This window comes from Xanthomonas sp. CFBP 8443 (assembly GCF_025666195.1).
Classification (GTDB): Bacteria; Pseudomonadota; Gammaproteobacteria; order Xanthomonadales; family Xanthomonadaceae; genus Xanthomonas_A.
Window position 1 is genome coordinate 931,194 of sequence record NZ_CP102592.1, and the last position, 23,997, is coordinate 955,190.

Genomic DNA, 23,997 nt, shown 5'->3' on the forward strand with positions numbered 1-23,997 from the left:
CTCCGGGAACCCCTCATGACGGACCACACGTCCAACCCCAATGGCGACGGCCCTGCGCTGTCGCTGGCGACCCTGGCGATCCATGGCGGCCAGCATCCGGACCCGTCCACGGGCGCGGTGATGCCGCCGATCTATGCGACCTCCACCTACGCCCAGTCCAGCCCCGGTGAACACCAGGGCTTCGAGTACTCGCGTACCCACAACCCGACCCGCTTCGCCTACGAGCGCTGCGTCGCCGCGCTGGAAGGCGGCTCGCGCGGCTTCGCGTTCGCCTCCGGCATGGCCGCCACCTCCACGGTGATGGAGTTGCTGGACAGCGGCAGCCACGTGGTGGCGATGGACGACCTGTACGGCGGCAGCTACCGCCTGTTCGAGCGCGTGCGCAGGCGCACCGCCGCGCTGGACTTCAGCTTCGTCGACCTGACCGATCCGGCCGCGTTCGCAGCCGCGATCACGCCCAAGACCCGGATGGTGTGGATCGAAACCCCCACCAACCCGATGCTGAAGATCGTCGACATCGCCGCGATCGCCGCGATCGCGCGCCAGCACGGCCTGCTGGTGGTGGTGGACAACACCTTCGCCTCGCCGATGCTGCAGCGCCCGCTGGAACTGGGCGCGGACATCGTCGTGCACTCGGCGACCAAGTACCTCAACGGCCACTCGGACATGGTCGGCGGCATCGCCGTGGTCGGCGCCAATGCCGAACTGGCCGAGCAGCTGGCGTTCCTGCAGAACTCGGTGGGCGGCGTACAGGGCCCGTTTGACAGCTTCCTGGCGCTGCGCGGACTCAAGACCCTGCCGCTGCGGATGCGCGCGCATTGCGACAACGCGCTGGTGCTGGCGCAGTGGCTGGATACCCACTCGGCCGTGGAGAAGGTGATCTACCCGGGCCTGGCCTCGCATCCGCAGCACGCCCTGGCGCAGCGGCAGATGTCCGGCTTCGGCGGCATCGTCTCGATCGTGCTCAAGGGCGGCTTCGACGCGGCCAAGCGCTTCTGCGAGAAGACCGAGCTGTTCACCCTGGCCGAATCGCTGGGCGGCGTGGAAAGCCTGGTCAACCATCCTGCGGTCATGACCCATGCCTCCATCCCGGTCGCCCGCCGCGAACAGCTCGGCATCAGCGATGGCTTGGTGCGGTTGAGCGTGGGGGTCGAGGATGTGGGGGATTTGCGGGTGGATTTGCAGCGGGCGTTGGAGGCGCAGCAGTAGGCATGTTGCAGCAGCAGAGACGCCCGAGCATCTTGTCTAGTTTGAGGACCGGGTTGCTAGGCTTGAATCTTCAGGCATGGATACGTCGCCAGCCATATCTGCAACGTATTTATCGGCTGTTTCCGCAAGGGTTGCGTGATCAGCTTGCCGCGCTTCTCTCTGCGCGATCAGTCGCACAAACTCGTTTCCAGCGGACGAGCGCCTGGGATGCTGCGCAAGGTGCCGCTAGGCCTTGGCAGGCGAAGATGAATAGCCCCTCTTTGCAGTCTCCCGGAGTCAATATCCTGGGCTATATCCGCGGCGAATTCGGTCTGGCAGAGAGTGCAAGGATGTATGCGCGCGCGCTGATCGACGCGGGCGTGCCTGTGGCGTTGTACGACATCGACCTGGGAATGCCGCATTCGTGGGGAGACCACAGCATGGATGGATTCATCGACGAAAGGCTGCCGCATCCGGTGAGCATCGTGTTCGTGAATCCCGATTATCTGGAGGCGGCGCTTGAGCATGTAGGAAAGGCTCGGATGGAGAACCGTTACGTGATCGTCTGCTGGTTCTGGGAGCTGGAGAAGATTCCGGATGCCTGGCAGGAGGCGATTCGTCATGTGGATGAGATCATGGTAGCGTCGAAGTTCATCGAAGATGCGTTCCGCCGCATCACCGAGAAGCCCATCATGCGGCTGCCGCTGCCGCTGTCGGCCGTGCATGACAGTGGCCTCCAGCGGCCTGACTTCGGCCTTGATTCGGATAAATTCCTTTTTCTCTGCAGCTTCGACTTCCACTCCTTTATTGCTCGCAAGAATCCGCATGCTGTCGTGCGGGCGTTCCTTGCCGCATTCCCGCCCGGACGCGACGACGTGCGCCTTCTCGTGAAGTCGAGCAACGGCCATCTGCATCCCGACAGCATGCGCGATTTGCTCAACGTCGTGGCCGGCGATCCTCGTATCCTGGTGCGTGACGAGGTCATAGACCGGGGCCATGTGCACGCGCTTCAGCGCTGCTGCGATGCCTATGTCTCTCTGCACCGCGCCGAGGGCTTCGGCTTGGGCTTGGCGGAATGCATGGCACTAGGCAAGCCAGTAATCGCGACCGGCTGGTCGGGCAACATGGAGTTCATGGATTCGACGAACTCCTGCCTTGTGGATTACGAGCTGGTCCCTGTGGCAGAAGGAGACTATCCGGATTCGGATGGTGCGCGCTGGGCCGAGGCCGATGTGGCGTGCGCGGCCGAGGCAATGCGGCGGCTCGCCGACGACCCGGTGCGTGCCCGCGCGCTTGGCGAGGTGGCGAAGCGGCACGTTTGCCGTCATCTTTCGCCGGAGCGGGCGGCGCAGCGCTTGTTGGCAAGAATTGTGGAAGTGGTGCCGGAGTCGAGCTAAGTCCCAGCGCGCAGGGGTCGAGCCCTTTCGATGGGGCGGCAGGAATTTCGTGGGTGGATGTTCATCCGACTCGCTAACAAGTAATTGGAGAGGTACAGATTTTGGACATGATGCGGTCCGTATGGGCCTACCGCTACTTTATCCTGTCGTCGATTAGGAACGACCTCAGGATGCGCTTTGTCAGAAGCAAGCTGGGTGCGTTGTGGATGATCATCCATCCGCTCATGCAGGTTCTTATCTTCGCCACGATCCTGTCCGAGGTATTGGCTGCCAAGTTGCCTGGCGTTAACAACAAATACGCATATGCGCTTTATCTCATGTCCGGTACCTTGTGCTGGAGCATGTTTACGGAAACCATCAGCCGATGTGTGTCGCTGTTCGTCGAGAATGGCAACCTGATGAAGAAGTTGGCGTTCCCCCGGATCTGCCTACCCCTCATCGCCGGCGGCGCGATGCTTGTAAACAACCTGCTGTTGTTGGTCGCTATCTTTGTGGTGTTCGCGGTGCTGGGTCACTTTCCTGGCGCCCAGACAGTCTGGCTGCTTCCGCTGATACTGCTTACACTGTGCTTTGCCATGGCAATCGGCTTGTTGCTCGGCGTGTTCAATGTATTCGTTCGCGACATCGGGCAGGTCGTTCCTGTCGTACTGCAAGCCCTGTTCTGGCTGACTCCGATTGTCTATAGCATCAACATCCTCCCCGCTGCGGTGCAGGAGTTGTTCCGTCTCAATCCACTGTATCCGTTGGTGACCAGTTATCAGCGTGTCCTGCTGTACGACCAGGCCCCAGTCTGGCGAGACCTGCTGCCGATGGCGCTGAGTACCGTCGTGCTTGCGTTCGCTTCGCTGGTGGTGTTCCGCCGCGCGAGTCAGGAAATGGTGGATGCCCTATGAGTGGCGTGATGCGCGTTGAGGGTGTGGGCAAGTCCTATCGGGTGTGGGGCAGTGAATGGCTTCGCGCTGCGAACTGGTTTGGATTGCCGGTTCATCCGAAGGAAGAGCACTGGGTACTGCGCAATGTGTCGTTCGCGATCACGCCTGGGGAATCTGTGGGTGTGGTGGGGCGCAATGGAGCGGGCAAGAGCACACTGCTCAAGCTGATCACTGGTACCGTTCAGCCGACCGAGGGGCGCATCACGCGTGGCGGGCGCATTGCCGCGATCCTGGAACTAGGCATGGGCTTCAACCCCGATCTGAGCGGCCGCGAGAATGCCAGGCATTCGGCGGGCCTGATGGGCTACACCCTGCAGCAGATCGACGAGGTGATTCCGGCAATTCAGGAATTCGCGGAGATCGGCGAGTATTTCGACGAGCCTGTGCGGACTTACTCCAGCGGCATGCAGGTGCGCGTCGCGTTCGCTGTCGCGACTGCCTTCCGCCCGGATATTCTGATCGTCGACGAGGCGCTGTCTGTCGGCGATGCCTACTTCCAGGCCAAGTGCTTCCGCCGAATCCAGGAATTCAAGGAACAGGGAACCACCCTGATCCTGGTTAGTCATGCGGTGGGCGACATCGTCAAACATTGCGACCGAGTGATCTTCATCAAGGACGGTGGAGTGCACGCCGACGGACCTGCGCGCGAGGTGTCTAACCTGTACCTGGACGAGTTGTTCGGCAGGAAGTCCGTCGTCGCCGCCCATCCGCTCGAAGCCGTCGCGGCAGCAGCGGAAATGGGGGGCAGCAACGAGGACATCTTCCACACCCGCCCCTATTACAATCGCGGCGAACACCGGTGGGGCCAGGGCGGAGCACGTATCGTCGATTACATGGTGGTCAGTGGCGGGCAGCACTTCCCTTCGCGCCTGGACAGCGGTGCCAAGACCGAGTTCTACATGAAAATCGCCTTCGACGATAATGTCGAGAGCGTGGTCCCGGGTTTCCTGCTGAAAACGCTCGAAGGCCTTTTTCTCTACGGCACCAATTCGTTCCTTTCCAGTGAAGGTCGCGACCGGATAACAGCCAAGGCAGGCGAAGTGGTGGTGTGCAAGTTCACCCTGCCGCTCGATCTCAACCAGGGTCACTATATGGTTTCGCTTGGAGTTTCCAGCGGCGATCCACTGGCTGAGCTCGTGCCGCTAGATCGCCGCTATGACGCACTGCTGCTGGATGTCGGGCGCGCCATGCAGTTCTGGGGGATCGTCGATATGAAGGCAGGCTTCGGTGTCATCGAGGCGTCGGCATGAATCGACGGGCAGCCATCTCATTTTCGCTGGGGTCTGGCCGATGAGCGACAATCTCACCCTGGCTAGTCTGGTGGCAGCGCTGCCGGAGAAGTACCAGCCTATCTATGGTCATCCTGAGCTATCCGGCGACGTGTCGCGCGGTTGCGAGGATCGTCTCGTATTGATCCGCGATTGTGCGAAACGCCTTGAGCAGGCACTGGGGCGGCGGCTACGCGTGCTCGATTTGGGCTGTGCTCAAGGCTATTTCTCTCTGAATATGGCCGCAGATGGTCACAGTGTCCATGGCGTGGATTTTCTTGATCGTAACGTGGCCGTGTGCCAGGCGTTGGCGAGCGACAGCGGATTGGCCAGCGCGGCATTCGAGTGCGCGAGCATCGAGGACTTTGTGGCCAGGCTGCAGCCGGGCCTGTACGACATAGTGTTCGGGCTTAGCGTGTTCCATCACCTGGTTCATGCGCATGGGATGGACCAGGTGCGTGGATTGCTCGGGAAGCTCGCGGCCAGCACCTCGGCCGCGATCTACGAGTTGGCGCTGCGCGAAGAGCCCCTTTACTGGGGGCCTTCCCAGCCCGAGCGGCCCGAGGAGCTGCTGCAGCCCTACGCATTCCGGCGGGTGCTTGGTTTCCAGTCCACCCATCTATCCGGAATTGAGCGACCGATCTATTTCGCCAGCGCTCGATACTGGTATCTCGGCGATGAGCTCTCAAAAATCATCGCCATGCGCTTCGAGTCTCATTCCGACGCCATGGGCAGCCATCGCGGAACGCGTCGGTACTTCTTCGGCGAAGGCACGATCCTCAAGCAGCTGGCGCTGGACGACGAGGCCCGGGGGGCGCTGAACCTGCTCGAGTACGAGCGGGAGGTGGCGTTCTTGTCCAATGTCCCGCCCGGCTTCAACGGTCCCCGCCTGTTGCGCACCCTTCGCGACGATCGCACCGCCTGGATCGCCCGCGAGATGCTCTCTGGCACGCTGCTCTCGGAGATGATCTCGGCCCATGAACCCTACGCTTACGAGCAGGTACTCGACGCGCTGCTGGCGCAACTCGTGGTTCTGGAAGATGCGGGCCTGTACCACAACGATGTGCGTTGCTGGAATATCATCGTTTCGCCAGAGAACATCGTTTCGCTGATCGACTACGGTGCGATCTCTGCGGATGCAGTCGACTGCGCATGGCCAGACGATCTGTTCCTCTCCTTGTTGATCACATTTCGCGAGGTGATCCAAGGCCACGTCCAGAAGCCTGATCCGTTGCGTCGGCCGCTGCTTGACCTGGCGGTGCTGCCCGGTCGCTACCGGAACGCGTTCCTTAAGCTGTTCGCGTTGCCTCGCCCGCAGTGGCGCTATCGGCTGTTGCAGGGGTTCGTCTCGCAGGCTGGCGACGAAGAACCACTTCCGCCATGGACAACGCTGGTGTCCGCCTATGAGCGCGGATTGCTGACGTACGAGCGCGCCTACGCGACGATTGGCCGCGAGCGTGCAGGACTGCAGCAAGAGCTGACGGAGTCACTCGAAAATGCGCACCGTTGGTTCATGCTTGCCAACGAGCGCGAAGAAGCACTTGCTCGGTTCGGTGACGGGCGAGCACAGGCGGTCGTGCTGCAGGACGACGAAAAAGAGCATTTGATTGCGCGCTTGGTCCAGGAGAAAGAGCAAGCGGTAGCAGAGGCGGTTCTGCAAGGGCAACGTGCTGCGGAAGCGCTGCGTCAGCAGCACGAGTCGGCGATCGCGGAATTGCTCGAAGAAAAGCAGAAGACGGTCTCGGAATGGAATTGGCAGCACGAGTCGGAAGGGGTGCGTATTTCCGCAATCCGGCGTCGCATGGAGTTGTTGCACGCATGTAACGCTGATTATCGGCACGAAGCGGACCAGGCTAAGGCTGCGCTTGAAGCGTCTCTGTCCAATGCGCATCACTGGTACCTGCGCGCTGTCGATGCGGAAAGGCGGCTCGCTGTGGTTCTTGCCAGCCGTTCGTGGCGACTCACCAAGCCAATCCGCTTCGCTACCCGCCTGGTGAGGGCACCGGCGACAGCTAGCCGACGTCTTGCTGTCGCGGGCATCCGTCGTGTCATGCGGCGGCCGTTGCTGGCTCGATCGATGAACGCGGTGCTCAAGCGCGTGCCTGCTTTGCACTCGCGTCTGCGCCGCGTCGCGGTACAGGAACACATCTTTGACGCTGGCGCGTCTGCGCCGCCTCCCTCGTTGGGGCAGGTGGGATCGTTCACCGATGCGGATCGCAACGTCGCACTGTCGAGGCTTACAGTGTATGGAAGACAATGGTTTGAGAAGCTCAAGGCTGAGCATTCGGGGATGAATTGATGCGCATTGTGATCGACCTGCAGGGGGCTCAGTCGGAAAGCCGCTACCGTGGCATCGGGCGCTACAGCCTTTCGCTGGCGCTGTCAGTTGCTCGGCAAGCTGCAAACCATGACGTACATCTGGCGCTCAATGGCGGGTTCGCAGACTCCATCAAGGAGATTCGCGGCACGTTCGCAGGGGTTCTTCCCGCGGCGAACATTCATGTCTGGCATGTGCCAATGCCGGTCATCGCAAAGGAGTCGGAGAACCGCGCGCGACTCGAGCGCGCATGTGTGATCCGCGAGGCGGCGCTCGCCGCGCTGGAGCCGGACATAATTTTCGTCTCCAGCCTGTTCGAAGGATTTCTGGATAACTCCGTAGTCAGCGTCGGGCGCCTCAGCGGGGTGCCTACGGTCGTCGCTCTTTACGACCTCATTCCTTACCTGAATCCGGAGGTCTATCTGGATCCGGATTCGAGCTATCGCGAGTTCTACGAGCAGAAGATCAAGGAGCTCAAGACGGCACATGCGTTGTTTTCGATCTCCGAGAGTTCTTCGCGGGAGGCAATCGAGGTCGTCGGCTGCGATCCGGAGCGGTTGTTCAACATCTCGGCAGCGTGCGATCCGGTGTTCCGTCTGCTCGAGTGCGACGACGGAATCCGGCATGAGGTCCGGCGTAGGTTCGGACTGACCGGCGGCTTCATCCTGTACGCCGGCGGGTCGGACTACCGTAAGAACCTTATGCGTTTGTTGCAGGCCTACGCCGGGCTCGCGCCGGAGTTGAGGAGGGAAAATCGGCTGGTGCTCGCGGGACGCATGCATGCGCCGCATGTGGACGAACTTAGCCGGGCAATGGTCCAGTTGGGTCTGGCCGATGGCGACCTGCAGTTTACCGGCTATGTCACGGACGAAGAGCTTGTGGGTCTCTACAACGAGTGCAGCCTGTTCGTGTTCCCATCGTGGCATGAGGGCTTCGGCCTCCCGGTCGTCGAAGCGATGGCGTGCGGCGCCCCGGTGATCGCTTCCAATGCATCGAGCGTGAAGGAGATCGTGCTGGAACCGACGGCGCTGTTCGACCCGATGGACGTGGATTCCATCCGGGAGCGCATGGCGGCCACCTTGCGGTCGGAATCAGCGATGGCTGTGCTGCGCCGGTACTCGGCGCTGCGGTCCCAGGATTACTCATGGGACCGAGTGGGCGCCAGCTTCATTGCCGCATGCGAGCAACTGCACGAAGGGCGGAGCATACATGCCTACCGCGATGATGCGCTGAGGGACCTGCCGCGACAGCTCGTCAAGCTTGGGCCAATCGACGACGCGGACATGATGGCGTTGGCCGATGCAATCGACCGCTCGATCGGCCCCGCGCGCCCGAAGATCATGATCGATGTCTCCGAGTTGGCTGAGCACGACCATAGGACGGGCATCCAGCGCGTCACGCGCGCAATCGTTTCGAAGTGGACGAAGATCCCGCCGGTTGGCTATCAGGTGCGGCTGGTGAGGGTAGATCGTGCAAGCGGACGCTACGTTTGCGCAAACCAGTACGCAAGGACGTTGTTTGGTGAGGACCTGGGAGAAGATGAACCGCTAGTCTGCCATGCGGGAGATATCTATTTCGGCCTCGATCTGGTGGGCGACTGCGTGTCTTTGTTGCCGGAGTGGTTCGACTACTTTCGTGCCAGCGGCGCGAAAATCTGCTTTGTCGTCTACGACATCCTGCCGATCCGAAATCCCGATTGGTGGCCACAGCCTGGCGGACAGATGCATGAGCGTTGGCTGCGCGACATCCTGGGAGTGTCGGACCAACTGATCTGCATCTCGCGCGCGGTGGCCGACGATGTTGCCGCTTGGGTAGAGGAAGCCGAGATCAAAACCGCTGCAAGGATCGATTGGTTCCACCTGGGTGCCGACATCGACGAAAGCCAACCGACCAAAGGCCTGCCGCCCAACGCGGTGCAGGTGCTGGCTCGTATCGAGCGCAGCACCAGCTTCCTAATGGTGGGCACGCTCGAGCCGCGGAAGGGACACTCGCAGGTACTGGATGCCTTCGAAGAACTCTGGGAGCAAGGATGCGAATACGTACTCGTGATCGTCGGCAAGAAAGGCTGGTTGGTTGACGAGTTGAGCGAGCGCCTTTCCCAGCACCCGCAAGCCAATCACAATCTGTTCTGGTTGCAAGGCGCCAGTGATGAGTATCTGGATCAGATCTACGCCAGTAGCACCTGTCTCATCGCGGCATCGGAGGGTGAGGGCTTCGGGCTGCCCTTGATCGAGGCGGCGCAGCGCGGAAAGCCTATGATCGCGCGCGACATTCCGGTGTTTCGCGAGGTCGCCGGTTCGCATGCGTTTTACTTCGATGGACGCAGCGCCTTGAACATTGCCAATGCCCTGTTGCGCTGGGTGGCCATGTATCGAGAGGGCAGCCATCCGCGCTCTGACGCAATGCCTTGGCTGACGTGGAGCCAGAGCGCTGATCACCTTGCGGCCGTGCTCGTGGAGACTACTTCCAAGGCAACGCCGGGTCAGCCAAGGTCGCCACGCGAGATGAACTATACTTCTGGGACGTAGCACGACGTATGGCTGCTGGTCCCGCGGTGGAAGGCGCAAGTGCGGTGTCATGGATTACAAATGCAGAGCAGAGAGAGACAATGAGCAATAAGAAGGCGATCATCACCGGGGTTACAGGTCAGGACGGTGCGTACCTGGCAGAGCTTTTGCTCTCGAAGGGCTACGAGGTCTTCGGGACCTATCGCCGAACCAGTTCGGTGAATTTCTGGCGGTTGGATGAGGTTGGTGCGTCAGGTCATCCGAATCTGAAGCTCGTCGAGTACGATCTGACCGACCTCGGTGCAACCATTTCAATGGTGCAGAAGATCCAGCCGGACGAGATATATAATTTGGCAGCGCAGAGCTTTGTCGGCGTCAGTTTCGAGCAGCCGACCACTACTGCGCAAATCACTGGCGTGGGCGCGCTGCATTTACTTGAGGCGATCCGTCTGATCGATCCGAGGATTCGCTTCTATCAAGCGTCTACGTCTGAAATGTTTGGCAAGGTGCAGGCTATTCCACAGGTAGAGAGTACGCCTTTCTACCCGCGTAGTCCTTATGGTGTTGCGAAGCTCTATGCGCACTGGATCACGGTGAACTACCGCGAGAGCTATAACATCTTCGGTTCGAGCGGCATCCTCTTTAATCACGAGAGCCCGCTGCGCGGACGCGAGTTCGTGACCCGTAAGATCACCGATTCAGTTGCCAAAATCAAACTGGGGCAATTAGATGTGCTTGAGCTGGGCAACCTCGATGCCAAGCGTGATTGGGGTTTCGCCAAGGAATATGTTGAAGGCATGTGGCGAATGCTGCAGGCAGATCACGCTGATACTTTCGTCCTTGCAACGAATCGAACGGAGACAGTGCGCGACTTTGTACGCATGGCGTTCAAGGGTGCTGGCATCGAGGTTGATTTTCGTGGGCAGGATCTGCAGGAAATCGCGGTGGACGTCGCTACCGGCGAAACCCTCGTTCGCATCAACCCGAAATTCCATCGTCCTGCGGAAGTGGATCTCCTGATCGGCGACCCGGCGAAGGCTGAGCAGCTGCTTGGCTGGAAGCCGAAAACGACGCTGGAGCAGTTGTGCCAGATGATGGTGGAAGCTGATCTCAAGAGGAACGAGCGTGGTTTCTCCTTCTGACCTGGCTGGCAAGAGGATCCTAGTGACGGGGGCGTCGGGTTTCACCGGGCGTTACGTCACGTCGGAGTTGAAGGCGCAGGGTTGTCACCTCATTGGACTGGGAACTCACAAAGACATCGTTGACGACTGGGCGGGCGCGCTGATTCCTGCGGACGAGTACCACCAAGCGGATCTCCGTGAGGTGGGGGCGCTGCGTGAGGTATTGACGAAATGCCGGCCGGACATGATCGTCCATCTCGCGGCGTTAGCATTTGTTGCGCACGGTCGGGTTGAAGATTTCTATAATGTAAATCTTCTCGGTACCCGTAACCTGCTGCAGGCAATCGATGATTCAGGCCTCGCGCCGGAGTGCGTTTTGCTCGCCAGCAGTGCCAACGTCTATGGCAACTCATCAACCCATCTGCTTGATGAGCATGTGCCTGCTTCGCCGGCGAACGATTACGCCGTAAGCAAGCTGGCGATGGAATATGTAGCACGCCTTTGGCGGCCGCGGTTGCCGATTGTGACCGTCAGGCCCTTCAACTACACGGGACTCGGGCAGGCCGACAATTTCCTCATTCCAAAGGTGGTGTCTCACTTTGTCCGGCGTGATCAAAGGATCGAGTTGGGCAACCTGGATGTGGAGCGCGATTTTGGAGACGTGCGCTCGGTCGCGAACTCCTATAGACGGCTGCTGCAGGCACCAGCCGCGATCGGTCGCACTGTCAATATCTGCTCCGGCAACACGCATTCGTTGCAAGATGTCATTGCACTTTGTAAGGAATCCACCGGCCACTCGCTGGAGGTCGTGGTAAATCCGGCATTCGTGCGGCCGAATGAAGTGAAGGTGCTTAGAGGCGACAATCGGCTCTTGAAAAGCATCATTGGAGATTGGTCGTGCCCGCCTCTCCGTGACACCCTCGATTGGATGCTCCGAGCCGCGTGACGCGTGACGCGTGGCGCTAGAGGGATGTGTCAGCTGTCTATATCAAAAGTGCTGCGCGCGAGCTGTAGCAAACAGCTCGCGCGCCGAACTTTGATCATGATGCGCTGCGTTCCTGCTGTTGCACGAAAAGCCTGGGGTTGCGCCAGGCTTGCACCCCATCCACTCGAATTCGTGGCGCACCGTCAGCAATGTCGAAGATAGCCGCGCGCTCCATTTCCAGCTGCCATGCAGCCGCGGTGAATGCTTCGAACAAGCGGCCTTCGATCTGCTTCGTGTGGGTGCCGATCAGGATGTAGGCGACCTTCTCGCTCAGTAAGGACAATGTCTGTTCCACGAGGTCTGCTTCTCCTCCTTGGATGTCGACATGCAACAGGTCGATCCGTGGATACCGTTCCAGCAGTTCGGCTAGCGACAGCATCTGAATTTCATCGTGCGACCCAGCTTCTACCGCTTGGCTGCGCTGCTCCTCGGACGCGCCGAAGATTGGCTCGCTGCCCCATGTCGTACCAGGCACATCCTGGCGTGGGAACAATGCGATTCCGCTTGTCGCCGCCGCCACGCCACGGCAGAGGTCGATCTCGTCGTCCGCAAAGCCGTTGGTACCCAGAGCTTCACGCGCGAACTGGACGTGATCACCATCGCCTTCGATGCCGATCACCTTGACCTTGCGCCCGCTCTTCCGCGCAGCGACGCCGGTGTTGTTCATCCAGCATCCCCAGCCGCATCCCAATTCCGCCATGGTGAAGCTTTCGCCCGCCAAGTCGACGGCGCGCAATGCTGCACCCCATTCGGCGATGTCTGCATGCCAGTTCGCTGGAATCGGCAATGGCTCTACTTCGCCCGCGCGCGCGGATAGGATTGTCGGGAAGAACTTCGGATCGATCGCCACGCCAAGGAAATTAACCAGATAACCAGGCTTGGGCTCCGGATTCTTTGCCGCATGGCTGCGCATCACTGCTACTGCGTCGAACGCGCTTGTGTAATGAAAAAACGGGCTTTGCGCCGTCTTCTGCGGATTTTCGCGCTTGCCGGTATATTCCTCCGACCCCAGGATGGTCAGGCGCAAGTCGCGAATGGTCGCCAGATTGAGCTTGGCTTCGATCGCCTGTTCGTTCTCCGGCTCACGATCGAGCAGGAGCCGATACGCCCATTTCACTGCCTCTGTGGAATTCTGCGCCATTATCTAAAACCAAAAGAAAGACTTCCGGCAGTATAGCCAAAACATCACGTTGGCGCTGCTTCTCTAGGCGGGCGGAGGCGTCGTAGCTACGAATGTGGCGAAAATTCCAGGGACACCAGGCCGATGCCAAGCTCCCGAGTGTCCTGGGAAAGGCCCAGGCTCGCAGGAGAAGCGGGTTTGTCGTATCGCAACTCCACAAGGACGTCTGCGCCCGCCGGTAGCGCCGGCAACCTGATAGGCACGACTGCAGGTTGGGGTTCAGAGGCGGTCATGGTGCGTGTCTGCCATGGGCCGCCGTTCACCCGTGCGGAGACCGTCATCGCATGCCGCTCGCCGTGCCAAAGTCCGTTGGCGCGCAGTATCAGCGCCGCCCCCTGGGCCGCAGGCCGCTCCAATCGGAGATGAAGGCTTGAGTGCATTCCAAGCGACCAAACGCCCCATGGCTCGTCGGACGACCACCCATCGCCAAGGTACGCGCGCAATTCGGTGGGGCCTGCTGGCTGTGTCGCCGACAGCACCCCTTTCATCGATGCGACATCTTCCAGATTGACAGAAAAATACGTCGGTTCTTGCGGTAGCAACGGAAACTGGCTGCCAATGAGCTTGGCCCCGGCGGCGGCGGTGAGGCCACAGGCGCCGGCAGGGTACAGCGCGACATGGTTTTCGGTTCCTGGAAGAAACAGGGCTTTGCGACAACCCTGGCCGAGCACGAGAGCGGGGCCCGGGGGCGTGCGCTCTCCCAGCTGTGCGTTGCGTTCGGCGAAGACTTCCGGGCTCGGATTCCATAGCCAAGGTGCGTGCCCGTAGATCAGCGAAGCGGCACGGCTCGGACTGGTGTAGGACTCGGGCTTGTTTGGCAGGTAGTCGCGAACCCCGATGGCGGCGGCAACCATTGCAACAAACCAGCAGGCGCGGGCGATCCAGCGGTTCAGGCGGCTCGCCGACAGAGGCTTCAACAATGCAACGATAGGGTAGAACAGACAGAGATACCAAAGGCCGTATCGCGCTGGACCTGCCGTGCCACCCGAATTGATGTTGGTCGTGGCCGCCTGAGCGGCCATTGCTGCCAGCACGAAGATGGCCGTGAACGCTGCCATGCTCGGCCTTGGCAGCGGAAGCCGGCGGCGGTACAGCCCGTGCGCCGCAAGGACAAGGAGGAGCACGCCAAGCGGCCAATTCGGGAGCAGTCCGACGTCGGGGTCGAGCAGGTATTGAATAGACGAAAAGACGTCCAGATGCGATACCTCGGCGCCCTTGTTGATCAATTGCGGAGTGAGGCCCCCATAGCGCGAGAAATAATAGAGCGGATGGAGTAGCGCGATGATTGCCGCCATAACGAGAGCCAATGTATCCATCAGACCTGGCGCGCGGTCATCCTCAGTGCGATAGGCTGCAAGGGCAAACAGGCATGCCGCAATGGCGGGAAGAACGAAGCTGATGTTCTGAGTGGTCACCATTGCCAGCATTAACCCGGAAAAGGCCCACTGCCGTTTCAGTGCCAGGCAAACTGCAGCCGTCGTCAGTACAACGGTGAACAACTCGGTGTGAACCTTGTTGACGTACCACAGTGCTGGCGACGTAACGATCAGCGCTGTTGCGGCAAGCATGCCTTTGAAACCGTGCGTGCGAAAACACAGCAGCAGCAGTCCCGCGATCAGTAGGGCGTGCAGCATCATGAAGCGTGCATGAGAGGCGTCGACCAGCCCTAGATACTTCCCTGGTGCGCTGGCCACGCTCGCCATCAGGGGATAGAACCAGAAATGGTTGAAGTCGGTCTCGCCCTCGCGCGTGAGCGGCACGTAGACAGATTTGAGTTGATCGGCTGTCTGCAGGGAGGCGATGCTCCCCTGCTTCCAGATTTGCTCATATGCCGCCCAGGTGGGAGCCGCAACGAATGGCCTGTGCTCATGACTGACGGCCAGTTCCATAGCGTAGTACTCGGCCCCATCTCCGATTCGCACAGCCGGCAATCGTGCCAACACTGCGTATATGAGGGAGGTGAGGATGAGCATCGCGATCAGGTAGGTGAGCGCTACCCGAAGCCTGCGTTGCGCCGGAGAAAGTCGGCGCAGGACGTCGTCCGCACCCTGCACGACATATTCCGTGCTCACCCGGCGGGTCGCTCCGTGGAGAGGATGCTGCGCGCCAGGTCGCGGCCTTCGCGTACCGCGTAGTTGGTGCCGCGATCCTCCGGATAAACCTGGGCCATGCTGGTAACGAAGGTATTCGCCAGCGGCGTGGCTCGTCCTGGCACCAGCTGCGAGTAGTGCTTCTCGGCGATCGGCTGCGCGTAGTCGGCTCGCCACACATGAACGTCTTGGATCCAGCTGCGGTCGAACTCGGGAAACATCTTCTTCAGGTGTGGCACCGAGAAGTCGAGCAGTTCCTCGTCGCTCATCGTATACATCTCGTGGCTCGGCGGCAGATACTTGGACAGATACACGATGTGGCGGCCGCCGTAAGAGCTTGGCGGCTCGAAATTGGTGTGTTCGATGACGCCTACGTAAGGGAAGCCGGGGTCGTTGACGTTAAGCCAGTATGTATCGGACAAGCTGCGATCCAGGCTGAGGACCATGCAGACATTGGACAGATAGCGGACGCGGCGCAGTCTCTGGAGATAGTCCTCGGGCACGCCCCCTTCGAGCAGATCTGCAGTGATCGGAAATGCAGTCGAAATCACTACATTCTCCGCGGCCACGGGACCGTCGCTCGTCTCGACGCCAGTCGCACGCCCGGCGTCGGTCATCACTCGGAGCGCTTCAGTCGATAGTCGAATCTGGCCACCAAGATTGACGATCTCTTTGCCTAGGCGGTTCGCCAGTTCCGCGAAGCCGCCCTTGTAATAGGCCAAGACCTCGTCGCCAGAACTGCTGCGGCTTCCGCCGCGAAGGACCAGCTTCTTCCAGAACCAGACTGCCGAAACATCATCGGCGACATCGCCGAACTTTCCGACCAAGAGCGGATCCCAGACGACGTCGTATGCGTTCTGCCCGCACAGGTCGATCAACCATTCCTTGGCGCTCAGCTTCTCCAGTTGCTTCCAGTCCTTTACCGAGCGTGCACGGAGTACGGCGATGCCGAGCCGGATTCGGTCATGGAATGGCAGCGCCTTGAAGCGAAGCAGGTCCATCGGCGTGCTCAGCCGGAAGAACTGATCGGCGTAGTACATGCCGGTGCGGGTGGGCCTGAGCAGGATATTCTCCCGCTCGCCGAGTTCTTCGATCAGCTTGAAGATCTCCGCATCATTGTTGAACCAATGATGGTAGAACTTCTCAAGCACTTCATTGCCGACTTTGAAGCCGCCGGCGAGGCCGCCCAACTCGCCATCGCGCTCGATGACGACCACGCGCTTCCCGGCCTTGGCGATCTCATATGCCACAGACAGGCCGGCGAAGCCGCCGCCGACGACAGCAGTATGGAATTGGTTGCTCATTTGCTTGATTTGCCCATTGATGCTTTGAAGGTGATTGCCCGATTCAGCGAAAATTGCAGAATCAGCACGAAAAATAGCGTAGCGACTTTCGCAGGCAGCGGTGCCCAGCCGAGCACGCCTACCAGGAGCCATAACAGGGCGCTGGAGGCTAGATACCCGACCAGGGCGGCCGCGAAGAAGAGCCCGAGGCGCTGCAAGGTCTTGTCGTAGGCCTGGAATGTGAAATGCCGGTTCAGGGCGAAGCTGACGAGCGTGCCGGCGGCGTAGCCCGCTGCATTGGCCGCCTGGTAGTTGAAATCCAGCCAAACCAGCAGCGTATACAGTGACAAGTCGACCAGGACGCCAGTTCCCCCGCAAACGGCATACAGGACGAACTGACGCAGGCGCGGATCGGCAATGGCGGTGCGTAGCATCTTCATGCTTCCGACTCGTTCGAGTTGTCGTCGAAGTTCGCCGTTGTTTCGACTACCGCCTGCGGGCTTGCGTTCACGTGCCGGAGGACGCGGCCTACGTATTCGCCAATCACTCCGAGTGCGAGCAACTGTGCGCCACCGATGATCAGTGCCGATACGATCAGTGAGGACCAGCCAACCGGCATCGCGTTGATGGTGAATCGCTGGATGACGAAGGCAACGGCTAGCAGGAACCCAAGCGCGGAGAGTGCAATACCCATCAGTGACGCAAGCCGCAACGGCAGCACGGAGAAACTGGTCGCCATCTTGAGCCACAGCGAAATCGACTTCCGCAGGCTATAGCCCGACTGGCCGTCGGCCCGCGCGTGGTGATCGATGGTGATGCTGGTGATCCGGCTCGTCGTGGTGAGAATGAGTCCATCCAGATAGACGTTAGGGCCGGTGAATTTGACCAATTCGTCACGTACGCCCGAGACCATGGCCCTGAACGGAGATAGGTACAGTCCTCTCGGCTTGTCGAGCAGGCGAGTGGCCATCCGGTCGTTGAAGCTGCTTCCCAGGCGCTTCCACAGGGCGTGTCGCTTGGCGTGAAAGCTTGCGTAGCATACGTCATAGCTCGCGTCAAGGGCGCTCAGCAGCTTAGGGATGTCTGTTGGCGAATGCTGCAGGTCATCGTCCATTGTGACGATGCGCTTGCCACGAGCCATGCGCAGCCCGCTCATGATCGCATTGTGCTGGCCGGCGTTCTTACGCAGACTAACAACCTTCCACCAGATCCTGTCCCGCGCTAGCTCAAGCAGGACTTCTCGAGACCGGTCTGGGCTGCAGTCGTTGACCAGGATCACTTCGAACGAATCGCCGAAGAGGGGAGGGAGCGTCTCCTCAAGCTTTTGCGCCAGTGCAGGCAGGATCGATTCGCTTCGGTAGACGGGAATGACGACCGAAAGCTCATACATCTCACGGCGCATCGGGGCGGCCATAGTATTTACGAAGAAGGCGCGCAGTGTAGCCGGTGCTGATGTCCAGCCCCAACCTATGCGATAGCGACAGCATCAGCTCGGGATCCGGTCGACTGCCGCCGCCTCGATCGATCAGTTCGCGCTGCGTACGAACCCCCATCACGGATTCGAGCATATCGATTAGCTCCGGCATGGTCACCACTTCGGGTGGCGCAATGTCGCCCAGCACGCGCATGGGACGTGGCTGGCGCAACAGCTCCAGGGTGATTGCTGCGACATGTTCCACATCGACGAGGCAGCGGATCGCCCCGGACCACAGGGGGATCTTCACGCCTTCGGCGATGCGGCTGGCCAGAAAGTTCGTCAATGTATTCGGATTTGCCGTATGGCCGACCACCTGCGGTAGTCGCAGAATGAGGTAGTCGTCGCGAGTGGCGACCTCCTCCTCCATCAACTTCTTGTGCCGAGCATAGGCACCTACGCCGCGATCGGGGTCAGCGATGCTGCAGGTACTGAAGTAGACGAAAGTGCCACGCGCCAATTTCAAGTGCTCGCAGAGCAGCTTTTTCTCCCGCGCATAGGCTGCCGGATCGACTTCATTGGAGTTGGATACTCCGGACGCAAAGATGGTCGCGCCAAGCGCCTCTATTGCCTTTTGCTCGAACGCGGATGCGAGCAATCCGTTGCCTACGATCATAATTGCCGCTACTCGGGTTCCATTGATGGCCGCGGTCACCCTGACCCTGGGTCTCGGAGGGTTGTTGACCAACATGAATGTAGGGAGTGTAGGGATTTTTGCCGCAATTGTCCTGCCCACGGCCATTCCCTGCTGTACGCGCTCGGCCGCGTTGGTGGCCGCCCCCGCTGGTTGCGGCCACGCGGAGCGCTGTGTTCAGGCCAGCGCCATTTCCAACTCCGGCAACAGCGTGAACAAGTCACCTACCAAGCCGATATCCGCAATCTCGAAGATCGGCGATTCCGCATCCTTGTTGATCGCCACGATGGTGCCCGCGTCCTTGATCCCGGTCAGGTGCTGGATCGCGCCGGAAATGCCGATGGCCACATACAGGTCCGGGGCGATGATCTTGCCGGTCTGGCCAACCTGCAGTTCGTTGGGCACGTAGCCGGCATCCACCGCCGCGCGCGAGGCGCCCACCGCCGCGCCGAGCTTGTCGGCCAGGCTGTAGATGTGCTTGAAGTTGTCCGCCGAGCCCACGCCGCGGCCGCCGGAGACCACGCGCTTGGCGCTCTGCAGGTCGGGGCGGTCGGACGTGCCTGCGGCCAGGCCGACGAAGCGGGTGTGGGTGGGCAGCGTGGCGGTGACGCTGGCCGCTTCGATCGCCGCGCTGCCGCTATCGCTTTCACGGGAGCGGGCCGCTTCCGGCCAGGAGGCGCTGCGCACGGTAGCGACCACGGTCTGGTCGGCCGGCGCCTGCACGCTGATGATCGCGTTGCCGGCGTAGATCGGGCGCTTGAAGGCGTAGTCGCCATCGACCGCCATCAGGTCGGAGATCTGGTTGACGCCGAGCAGTGCGGCGACCACCGGCATCAGGTCCTTGCCGAAGGTGGTGGAGGGGCCGAACACGTGGCTGTAGCCCTGCGCCAGCTGCGCGATCTGCGGTCCCAGCACCTGCGCGATGGCGTGTTCGTTGGCCGGGTCGGCGACGGTGAGCACGCGGCCGACGCCGGCGATCTGCGCGGCTTGGGCGGCGACGGTGGCCGGGTCGGCGGCCAGCACCACGATGTCGATGGACTCCGGCGACAGCGCCTGCGCGGCGCTGACGGTCTTGGCGGTGGCCGCGTTGAGCTGGCCGTTCAGGTGTTCGGCGACGACGAGGATCTTGGCCATTACAACACCCCCTTCTGCTTGAGTGCGGCCACCAGTTCGGCGGCGTCCTTGACCATCACGCCGCGGCTGCGCTTGGGCGGCGGAGCGTAGTGGGTGGTGGTCAGGCTGTCGTTGGACTCCACGCCCAGGTCGGCGAAGGCCAGGGTCTGCAGCGGCTTGCTCTTGGCCTTCATGATGTCCGGCAGCTTGATGAAGCGCGGCTCGTTCAGGCGCAGGTCGGTGGTCACCACCGCCGGCAGGTCCACTTCCAGCGTTTCCAGGCCGGCGTCGACTTCGCGGGTCACCGTGGCCTTGCCATCGGCGACGACCAGCTTGCCGGCGAAGGTCGCCTGCGGGCGGCCCCACAGCGTGGCCAGCATTTGTCCGGTCTGGTTGGCGTCGTCGTCGATCGCCTGCTTGCCGAGGATGACCAAGTCCGGCTGCTCCTGCTCGACCAGCTTGAGCAGCGTGCGGGCGGCGGTCAGCGGTTGGATCGCCGTGTCGGTGACGACGTGGATGGCGCGGTTGGCGCCCATCGCCAGGCCATTGCGCAGGTGCGCGGCGGCATCGGCCGGGGCCAGGGTGACGACCACGACCTCGGTGGCGATGCCGGCGTCGCGCAGGCGCAGCGCTTCTTCCAGGGCGATTTCGTCGAACGGGTTGGGGGAAAGCTTGACGCCCTCGGTCACGACGCCGGAGCCGTCCGGCTTGACCTGGATGCGGACGTTGTAGTCCACCACGCGCTTGTAGGCGACGAGGATTTTCATCTTGTACGAGATCCTTCAGCAGTGCGGGAAGGCCCGGCCGCGGCGGCTGGCACGGGGCAGTCGGTGAATTCTAACCGCCGGCGATGGACCATGCGAGGGCGTATGGTGACGGCCGGGCATCGCTGCCCGAGCCTGAACCTGCGGCGCTGGGCGGAGGCGACCGTCCTGGGCAAAGCGTATATCCTGTCGGGTTTGGGACAGCGGAGCGCCCTGCAGCGCCCGATCAGGAGACGTGACAGTGGCTACTTGGCTTGTAACCGGCGGCGCCGGGTTCATCGGCGGCAATTTCGTGCTGGAGGCGGTGTCGCGCGGCGTCCGCGTGATCAACCTGGACGCGTTGACCTACGCCGGCAATCTGAACACGTTGGCATCGCTGGAGGGCAACCCCGACCACGTCTTCGTGCAGGGCGATATCGGCGACCGCGAACTGGTCGCGCGCTTGCTCGATGCGCATCAGCCCGATGCGGTGCTGAACTTCGCCGCGGAAAGCCATGTCGACCGCTCCATCGACGGCCCCGGCGCCTTCATCCAGACCAACGTGGTGGGGACGCTGGGCCTGCTCGAAGCGGTGCGCGACCACTGGAAGGCGTTGCCCGAGGCGCGCCGCGACGCGTTCCGCTTCCTGCACGTGTCCACCGACGAGGTCTACGGCACGCTCGGCGAGACCGGCAAGTTCAGCGAGACCACGCCGTACGCGCCCAATTCACCGTACTCGGCGTCCAAGGCCGCCTCCGATCACCTGGTGCGCGCGTTCCACCACACCTACGGGCTGCCGGTGCTGACCACCAACTGCTCGAACAACTACGGCCCCTACCACTTCCCCGAAAAGCTCATCCCGCTGGTGATCGCCAAGGCGCTGGCCGGCGAGCCGCTGCCGGTGTACGGCGACGGCAAGCAGGTGCGCGACTGGCTGTTCGTCGGCGACCATTGCGAGGCGATCCGCACCGTACTGGCAAAGGGCCGGGTCGGCGAGACCTACAACGTCGGCGGCAACTCCGAAAAGCAGAACATCGAAGTGGTGCAGGCGATCTGCGCGCTGCTCGATGCGCGCCGTCCGCGCGCCGACGGCAAGCCCCGCGTCAGCCAGATCACCCATGTCGCGGACCGGCCCGGCCACGACCGCCGTTACGCCATCGATGCGTCCAAGCTGAAGGACGAGCTGGGTTGGGAGCCGAAGTACAGCTTCGAGCAGGGCATCGCCATCACGGTGGATTGGTACCTGGCCAACCAGGCCTGGGTGCAGGGCGTGCTCGACGGCAGCTACCGGCTGGAACGCATCGGTACGGCGGCATAACGCGAGTCTCTCGCCAGAGCCCGCACATCCATGCGCGGACTTCTCTAGGAAGCACCTCATGACCCAACGCAAAGGCATCATCCTGGCCGGCGGCTCCGGCACCCGGCTGTATCCGATCACCAAGGGCGTCAGCAAGCAGCTGCTGCCGGTGTACGACAAGCCGATGATCTACTACCCGCTCAGCGTGCTGATGCTGGCCGGCATCCGCGAGGTGCTGATCATCAATACGCCGCACGAGCAGGCGCTGTTTCGCGCCTTGCTAGGCGACGGATCACAGTGGGGCATGAGCATCGAGTATGCGATTCAACCGAGCCCGGATGGGTTGGCGCAGGCTTACCTGATCGGACGCGACTTCGTCGCCGGCAAGCCGAGTTGCCTGGTGCTGGGGGATAACATCTTCCATGGTCATGGGCTTATCGACCTGCTCGGGCGCGCAGATGCACGTCAGGACGGCGCCACCGTATTCGGCTATTGGGTCAACGACCCTGAGCGCTATGGCGTCGCCGAGTTCGATGCCGAGGGGCGCGTCATCGCGATTGAGGAAAAGCCGACGCAGCCACGCTCGAGCTACGCGGTCACCGGGCTGTACTTCTACGACGGCAACGCTTCTGCGTATGCAGCTGCGCTAGAGCCGTCGCCGCGCGGGGAACTGGAGATCACTGATCTGAACCGTTGTTATTTAGAGGCGGGACAGCTGCATCTGGAGACGCTCGGTCGCGGTTATGCGTGGCTCGATACAGGGACGCACCAATCCTTGCTGGAAGCATCGAACTTCATTGAGACCATCCAGACCCGCCAGGGCCTGCAGGTCTGTTGTCCTGAAGAGATTGCGTTCTGGAAGGGCTGGATCAATGCCGAGCAACTAGAGGCACTCGCTGCGCCGCTGTCAAAGAGCGGCTATGGCCAATACCTGCACAAGTTGCTGAAACGGGGTGTAGTGCGATGAATGTGATCGAGACATCGCTTCCAGGGTGCAAGATTCTAGAACCTACAGTTTTCGGCGACTCTCGTGGCTTCTTCTTTGAAACGTGGAATGCGGGCCGCTTCGCTGATCAGGGATTGCCTGCCAATTTCGTGCAAAGCAACGTTTCTTCATCAGAAAAAGGGGTTTTGCGCGGCTTGCATTATCAATGGCCACGTCCGCAAGGAAAGCTGGTGACCGTGCTGGAGGGCGAGGTCTACGACGTGGCGGTGGACATCCGTCGGGGTTCACCAACTTTCGGTCAATGGGAGGCTGTGATCCTCGGCGCGAGCAACCGGCGACAGTTCTGGATTCCGCCGGGTTTTGCCCATGGATTCGCGGTTCTGTCCGAGACGGCGCTGTTCAATTATCTATGCACCGACGTCTATGTCCATGAAGCAGATCGAGGGATTCGCTGGAATGACGCAGACCTGGCCGTCGATTGGCCGATCGGTACGCCGGTGCTGTCGAAGAAGGATCAGGAGGCGCCTTTCCTGAGTCAGATCGCTGAGGAAAGGTTGCCGGTCTATGCGCCATGAAGGTGCTGGTATTCGGTGGTAACGGGCAAGTCGGCCATGAACTGTTGCGTGCCTTGGCGGGATTCGAAGTAGTGGCGGCCACGCGCAGCGGCAACCTGCCTGATGGTGGTGCATGCGTGCGGGCCGATTTAGATCGTCCTGGCAACTTGCATGCATTGCTCGATGCAGAGCGCCCGGCTGCCGTGGTCAACGCGGCCGCCTACACCGCGGTGGATCGGGCCGAGCACGAGCGCGATGCTGCCATGCGCGTTAACGCCGAGGCGCCTGCGGCCATCGCCAACTGGTGCGCCGCGCACGGCGTGCCGCTGGTGCACTACTCCACCGACTACGTCTTCGATGGCCAGGGCACCCATCCGTATCCCGAGGACGCGCCGACCGCGCCGCTGGGCGTGTATGGCGCCACCAAGCTCGCCGGCGAAGAGGCGATCCGCGCCTCGGGTGCGCAGCACCTGATCTTCCGCACCGCCTGGGTGTACGCCGCGCATGGAAACAATTTCCTGCGCACCATGCTGCGTGTCGGCGCCGAGCGCGATGAGCTACGCGTGGTCGCCGACCAGGTCGGTACGCCGACGCCGGCGGCGCTGATCGCCGACGTCACCGCGCAGGTGCTCGGGCAGCGCGATGCCGCGCAATCGGGCACCTGGCACCTGACCGCCGCCGGCGAGACCACCTGGCACGGTTTCGCCGAAGCGATCTTTGAGGACGCGCTCGCGGCGGGCTTGCTGACGCGTGCGCCGCGCGTGCTGCCGATCGCCACGGCCGAGTATCCGACCCCGGCCAAGCGCCCGGCGTATTCGCGGCTGGATGTGTCCAGGCTGCAGCGCGATTTTTCGCTTGCGCTGCCGCAATGGCGCGATGGCCTGCGCCAGGTGATCGGCGAACTGGCCGCACAACCGAAACCCGCACAAGGCGCCGCGCGCGCGTGAAGCGGATAAAAAAAGAGCCGG

At 61.5% G+C, this 23,997-nt stretch carries 20 protein-coding genes; 12 read left to right on the plus strand and 8 right to left on the minus strand.

Annotated elements, in window-relative coordinates; genetic code table 11:
- Positions 1-15 precede the first annotated feature (15 nt).
- The 8 genes from NUG20_RS03945 to NUG20_RS03980 all read left to right on the plus strand — a co-directional run bounded on the left by NUG20_RS03945 (position 16) and on the right by NUG20_RS03980 (position 11,676).
- Positions 16-1,209, plus strand: a complete 1,194-nt coding sequence (locus NUG20_RS03945) for a cystathionine gamma-synthase (RefSeq protein ID WP_263397150.1) — start codon at positions 16-18, stop codon at positions 1,207-1,209.
- Positions 1,210-1,211: 2 nt separating this feature from the next.
- Positions 1,212-2,585, plus strand: a complete 1,374-nt coding sequence (locus tag NUG20_RS03950) for a glycosyltransferase family 4 protein (RefSeq protein WP_263397151.1) — start codon at positions 1,212-1,214, stop codon at positions 2,583-2,585.
- Between the two features lie 107 nt (positions 2,586-2,692).
- A complete protein-coding gene (locus NUG20_RS03955; RefSeq protein ID WP_263397152.1) occupies positions 2,693-3,478 on the plus strand; it encodes an ABC transporter permease in 786 nt (261 codons plus the stop codon).
- The gene (locus tag NUG20_RS03960; RefSeq protein WP_263397153.1) at positions 3,475-4,767 is read left to right on the plus strand and encodes an ABC transporter ATP-binding protein; all 1,293 of its coding nucleotides are present in this window, start codon (positions 3,475-3,477) and stop codon (positions 4,765-4,767) included. Before NUG20_RS03955 ends, NUG20_RS03960 begins: the two co-directional genes overlap by 4 nt.
- A gap of 40 nt (positions 4,768-4,807) precedes the next feature.
- Positions 4,808-7,084, plus strand: a complete 2,277-nt coding sequence (locus tag NUG20_RS03965; RefSeq protein WP_263397154.1) for a methyltransferase domain-containing protein — start codon at positions 4,808-4,810, stop codon at positions 7,082-7,084.
- Positions 7,084-9,630: a glycosyltransferase family 4 protein gene (locus tag NUG20_RS03970; protein ID WP_263397155.1), complete on the plus strand. Its 2,547-nt coding sequence runs from the start codon at positions 7,084-7,086 to the stop codon at positions 9,628-9,630. The genes NUG20_RS03965 and NUG20_RS03970 overlap by 1 nt, the downstream gene beginning before the upstream one ends.
- An 80-nt stretch (positions 9,631-9,710) precedes the next feature.
- Positions 9,711-10,751 (plus strand): GDP-mannose 4,6-dehydratase, encoded by a 1,041-nt coding sequence (gene gmd, locus NUG20_RS03975; RefSeq protein WP_263397156.1) that lies wholly within the window; start codon positions 9,711-9,713, stop codon positions 10,749-10,751.
- Entirely contained in the window at positions 10,735-11,676 is a 942-nt protein-coding gene (locus tag NUG20_RS03980; protein WP_263397157.1) for a GDP-mannose 4,6-dehydratase, read from the plus strand. The genes gmd and NUG20_RS03980 overlap by 17 nt, the downstream gene beginning before the upstream one ends.
- Before the next feature lie 94 nt (positions 11,677-11,770).
- Here NUG20_RS03980 and NUG20_RS03985 read toward each other — a convergent pair whose 3' ends face one another.
- The 8 genes from NUG20_RS03985 to NUG20_RS04020 form a co-directional block, all read right to left on the minus strand.
- Entirely contained in the window at positions 11,771-12,856 is a 1,086-nt protein-coding gene (locus NUG20_RS03985) for an FkbM family methyltransferase (protein WP_263397158.1), read from the minus strand.
- A gap of 86 nt (positions 12,857-12,942) precedes the next feature.
- The gene (locus NUG20_RS03990; protein WP_263397159.1) at positions 12,943-14,967 is read right to left on the minus strand and encodes a hypothetical protein; all 2,025 of its coding nucleotides are present in this window, start codon (positions 14,965-14,967) and stop codon (positions 12,943-12,945) included.
- Positions 14,964-16,289, minus strand: coding sequence for an NAD(P)/FAD-dependent oxidoreductase (locus tag NUG20_RS03995; protein ID WP_263397160.1), 1,326 nt, complete (start codon positions 16,287-16,289; stop codon positions 14,964-14,966). The genes NUG20_RS03990 and NUG20_RS03995 overlap by 4 nt, the downstream gene beginning before the upstream one ends.
- On the minus strand, positions 16,286-16,708 hold the full coding sequence (locus tag NUG20_RS04000) for a GtrA family protein (protein WP_263397161.1): 423 nt from the start codon (positions 16,706-16,708) through the stop codon (positions 16,286-16,288). Before NUG20_RS04000 ends, NUG20_RS03995 begins: the two co-directional genes overlap by 4 nt.
- On the minus strand, positions 16,705-17,682 hold the full coding sequence (locus NUG20_RS04005) for a glycosyltransferase family 2 protein (RefSeq protein WP_263397162.1): 978 nt from the start codon (positions 17,680-17,682) through the stop codon (positions 16,705-16,707). The genes NUG20_RS04000 and NUG20_RS04005 overlap by 4 nt, the downstream gene beginning before the upstream one ends.
- Positions 17,660-18,358, minus strand: a complete 699-nt coding sequence (locus NUG20_RS04010) for an NAD-dependent epimerase/dehydratase family protein (RefSeq protein ID WP_263397163.1) — start codon at positions 18,356-18,358, stop codon at positions 17,660-17,662. The genes NUG20_RS04005 and NUG20_RS04010 overlap by 23 nt, the downstream gene beginning before the upstream one ends.
- A 195-nt stretch (positions 18,359-18,553) precedes the next feature.
- Entirely contained in the window at positions 18,554-19,510 is a 957-nt protein-coding gene (locus NUG20_RS04015; protein WP_263397164.1) for an electron transfer flavoprotein subunit alpha/FixB family protein, read from the minus strand.
- Positions 19,510-20,256, minus strand: a complete 747-nt coding sequence (locus tag NUG20_RS04020) for an electron transfer flavoprotein subunit beta/FixA family protein (protein WP_263397165.1) — start codon at positions 20,254-20,256, stop codon at positions 19,510-19,512. The genes NUG20_RS04015 and NUG20_RS04020 overlap by 1 nt, the downstream gene beginning before the upstream one ends.
- 238 nt (positions 20,257-20,494) lie before the next feature.
- On the opposite strand from NUG20_RS04020, the gene rfbB reads away from it, so the two are divergent.
- Genes rfbB through rfbD form a run of 4 tightly spaced genes read left to right on the plus strand, consistent with a single transcriptional unit; the run spans position 20,495 to position 23,976 of the window.
- On the plus strand, positions 20,495-21,550 hold the full coding sequence (gene rfbB / locus NUG20_RS04025) for a dTDP-glucose 4,6-dehydratase (RefSeq protein WP_263397166.1): 1,056 nt from the start codon (positions 20,495-20,497) through the stop codon (positions 21,548-21,550).
- A gap of 58 nt (positions 21,551-21,608) precedes the next feature.
- Entirely contained in the window at positions 21,609-22,496 is an 888-nt protein-coding gene (rfbA, locus tag NUG20_RS04030; protein WP_263397167.1) for a glucose-1-phosphate thymidylyltransferase RfbA, read from the plus strand.
- Positions 22,493-23,050, plus strand: a complete 558-nt coding sequence (rfbC, locus tag NUG20_RS04035; RefSeq protein ID WP_263397168.1) for a dTDP-4-dehydrorhamnose 3,5-epimerase — start codon at positions 22,493-22,495, stop codon at positions 23,048-23,050. The genes rfbA and rfbC overlap by 4 nt, the downstream gene beginning before the upstream one ends.
- On the plus strand, positions 23,047-23,976 hold the full coding sequence (gene rfbD, locus NUG20_RS04040) for a dTDP-4-dehydrorhamnose reductase (protein ID WP_263397169.1): 930 nt from the start codon (positions 23,047-23,049) through the stop codon (positions 23,974-23,976). The genes rfbC and rfbD overlap by 4 nt, the downstream gene beginning before the upstream one ends.
- Positions 23,977-23,997: the final 21 nt, after the last annotated feature.